Origin of the sequence: Fibrobacter intestinalis (assembly GCF_900167415.1) — a bacterium.
GTDB classification, from domain to species: Bacteria; Fibrobacterota; Fibrobacteria; order Fibrobacterales; family Fibrobacteraceae; genus Hallerella; species Hallerella intestinalis.
This window is the reverse complement of record NZ_FUWU01000107.1, coordinates 1-3,077: the sequence shown is the minus strand read 5'-3', so window position 1 is coordinate 3,077 and position 3,077 is coordinate 1. Positions and strand designations below refer to the sequence as shown.

The 3,077-nt window shown below is 55.4% G+C and carries 5 protein-coding genes; all 5 read left to right on the top strand.

All coding sequences use genetic code 11. The annotated features are described in order from the left end of the window. Positions 1–157 precede the first annotated feature (157 nt). Entirely contained in the window at positions 158–766 is a 609-nt protein-coding gene (locus B5D40_RS15020) for a baseplate wedge 1 family protein (RefSeq protein ID WP_078777373.1), read from the top strand. A gap of 104 nt (positions 767–870) precedes the next feature. Further along, on the top strand, positions 871–1,767 hold the full coding sequence (locus tag B5D40_RS15015; protein ID WP_143394302.1) for a hypothetical protein: 897 nt from the start codon (positions 871–873) through the stop codon (positions 1,765–1,767). A 1-nt stretch (position 1,768) separates the two neighbouring features. Then, positions 1,769–2,077: a hypothetical protein gene (locus tag B5D40_RS15010; RefSeq protein WP_078777564.1), complete on the top strand. Its 309-nt coding sequence runs from the start codon at positions 1,769–1,771 to the stop codon at positions 2,075–2,077. 5 nt (positions 2,078–2,082) lie between these two features. After that, a complete protein-coding gene (locus tag B5D40_RS15005; protein ID WP_143394303.1) occupies positions 2,083–2,883 on the top strand; it encodes a hypothetical protein in 801 nt (266 codons plus the stop codon). A 9-nt stretch (positions 2,884–2,892) separates the two neighbouring features. Then, the coding region (locus tag B5D40_RS15000; protein ID WP_144319725.1) for a hypothetical protein at positions 2,893–3,077 on the top strand (185 nt) is incomplete at its 3' end.

Below are 3,077 nucleotides of genomic sequence, written 5' to 3'. Positions count from 1 at the left end.
CGCCGATTTACGACAACGTACCCGGCATCTTGGACTTGCAGTTCAAGGCTACTTTCGACGGAAAGAGCGCGACAAGCGGGAGAATAGAAGTGCCGGACAACCTATGCGCATCGCTTGATGAGGAAGGAATAACGGTAATTCTCGGAGAGGGCGGCTGATGAACCCGCTGAAACTCTTTGAAAGCGTCAAGGGGCTTGTCATCGAGCAGTACCGGGAATCCGGCAATCTGTTGTCGGTCCTGGAATCGGCCATAGAATCTCTGCAGCCTTCGGAGGATTCAGCAGAACGGACATCCGACGCCTTCGACATCAACGCCGCCGAAGGCGCGTGGCTGGACATCATTGGCAAGATAAAGAACATCGTCAGAAAGCATGGAGAAAGCGACGGCGAGTTCAGGGAACGGTTGCTGGAACTACTGAAGAGTGACACCGCAGGCACCCCGGACAACGTCATCGCCAACGCCGCGGATATTTCAGGCGATCCGAAGCCGCAATACATGGATGAGAGCCCGGCGACTTTCTTCGTCTATACGCCTGCGGGAAGGCAGATCCCGAGGAAAAAACTGCAGAAACTCGCCCCGGCGGGGGTGCTGGCTTTGCCGGGTGCCGCATTGCGGACGGTATCCGGCGGGGATTTCATAGTGACCGGCGAAGGAAAGAGGATTCTGGCCGTGGCACGCGATCTCGAATCTATGGGACTCGTTGCAGAAACAGGTGAACTCATTTTGACAGAGAATGGAGAACGAATAATGACGGAGGGAACGTAATGGCTGACAAGATCAGGGTATCGGAACTGGCAGAAAAAAAGATGGCTGACGCCAGCGAGAACGCGCAGCTTCTGCTGACAGAGCCAGACATCGGATCGTACAGGATGCCGTTCAAAGACATCAAGTCCAACATAGAAGAATTGCACATCGGACTATACGAAGAGAACCGTGGGAGGACGATGGAAGACGCGGCAATCAAGAACCGGCTGACGGCTCTCGAAGAGGGCGGCACCGGGCATGAATCGGGCAAGGCCAAGGTGGATGCGGAAGGCGTCGCAGACTATCTGGAAAACCTGCTCCTCACGGAAAGCGACACGAGCCCGATGACCATCCAGAAAATCGGCGGCAAGCTCTACTTCGGCGTGAACCTCGAAGGCGAGAGCGACCCGAAGCTCAAGACCATCGACGAATCGGCCATCAACGCCAACACCGGCAATTACGGATCGTGGTGGACATCGGAACCCCCGGCATGGGGCGACGACACGGGCATCAACGTTGTGGCCTACCGGATGAAGCGGGTCTCCGACGCGCAGGGAATCCTCACGAAATGCCGATTCGCCCTTTCCGGCAGTTTTTCCGGACGCCCGATTTTCCGGATAGGCATCTTCGACAAGGACATGAACCTCCTCGGCTCCACGGACACGCTGGTCGCGAACGAGGGCAAGACCGCCTTCGTGGGGCAGGAGCACGGCGACACCTACGCCATCGACGGGAGCACCTACGGCGAGTTCAACGTGGACCTGCACGAGGAATCGAGCGGGTCGCTACGCATAGGGCGTAACAGCCGTTACATAATCCAGCTTGTATCTTGCGGTGTCCAGTTCGCGGCGAAACTCCAGAGCGGGAGCGGGACGACGAGCAACTACGTATTCGACTACAATATGGAAAACAACATGCAGACGACATACGAAGGACTCAAATGGTGGACGGCTTCGGACGGCAAGGCTCAGGCGGAGAACGTCCCCTGGCTTTCCTTCGGCGCGTCGGACATCGGGGGATAACATGTACAAGAGAAACGAATATCTGGAATCCACGGACTGCGTTAAACAGAGCCTCGCACGCGAGAACGCCGGGCTGGACTGGAACTATGCCATAGCGAAGCGCATCGACCGCGACCTGCACGAGAAATTGTTGCCGTTCGACAGTTCGCTTCTGCTCGATTTCGCGCCGGTTTTGCCGCTCATTTCCAGCGGCTACTTCCATACGGCGCGCGGCATCATCGAAGGATTGACCGTGGAAAACGAAGAACTGAACGAAGTCAGGGAATGGCTCCTGCGGACGCTGCAGGATGCCGACGAAACGGAGGGTTGAAAAAAATGGCAGAAAATATAACGACTCTTTTGGACATGGATGACGCCGAGAACATCTCCGGCGACGACTACCTGTACCTCGTGCAGGGGAGCGGGAGCAAAAGGGACAGGAAGGTCAAAGTCGTCGACCTTTTCAAAAGCCGCCCGGCCGAAAAGGGAAAGGTGTACACGAATGCGGAAGCAGTCACTCTAGGCGAGGACCCGCAATATCTGGAGAACCTTATTCTCGGTCAGCCGGGAGCAGACAACCAATACTGGCAGCAGGTTTACGCCGAGTCGATCGCGTCAAGAGGCGGGCAGGTATTGAGATTCATTATCGTCGATGGTGCCGTGACAACGGACAAAATCGCCGATGGTGCCGTGACAACGGACAAAATCGCCGATGGTGCCGTGACAACGGACAAAATCGCCGATGGTGCCGTGAATGCTCCAAATGTCTCTCTTTTCCCATACCGGGGCAGCTCGGTAGTTACCGTTTCTTCGGATTCGAATTCCGCGACGGTAACAGAATTCGACATGAAGGCAAAAGTCGGTAGCTTTTTCGACCTGACGCTGACCTTCAAGCATCACGATGGGACGATAGTTTATACGGCTCCGATGCTGAGTTTGAAAGACGAATCCGGCAACGTGCTGGCCACTGCCGATATGCAAGGAGACAGAAGCGGTGAGGTGATTCGCCGTATTGTCGGGAAATACGACGCTCCGGACAATTATTTACACACTCTGCATCTGGAACTTTCGTATTCGGACATCGATGCTAGTTTAGTTACAAATACGGTGGGATGGTCGGGATTTTTCATCAAATAGGTAGAAACAATGACCGAAATCCTGAACGTCATCCAGAATGCGAGCCCGGCATTGGCGGCGGCCATCATCGGGCTGCTATACGCCGTGCGCGGGCAGAAGAAAGAGATTGAAGAACTGAAGAAGCGTGTGGACGACTACGACGCTCTCAAGCTCTCGGAGTCGCTGGCGAGAATCCAGACCGATTTGGAATGGAT